We start from the raw sequence: 250 nt of genomic DNA, 5'->3' as shown, positions 1-250 counted from the left end.
AACAACATTTAAAACTAAGTTTGGATTATATGAGTGGTTAGTCATGCCTTTTGGGTTAACTAATGCACCTAGTACTTTCATGAGATTAATGAACGAAGTTTTACGTGCTTTCATTGGACGATTTGTGGTAGTTTACTTTGATGACATATTGATTTATAGCAGATCTTTGGAAGAACATTTGGAACATTTACGTGCTGTTTTTATTGCTCTACGTGATGCACGTTTGTTTGGTAACCTTGGGAAGTGCAAC

At 35.2% G+C, this 250-nt stretch carries 1 protein-coding gene; it reads left to right on the top strand.

The annotated features are described in order from the left end of the window. Positions 1 to 250 (top strand): reverse transcriptase family protein (locus ACY2RT_RS15485; RefSeq protein WP_490156817.1); only part of this gene is annotated, 250 nt, incomplete at both ends.

The sequence above is a fragment of the Ulvibacter sp. 2210JD10-4 genome (assembly GCF_058148525.1).
Note: the sequence above shows the minus strand (reverse complement) of the source record. Positions and strands in the feature narration are given on the sequence as shown.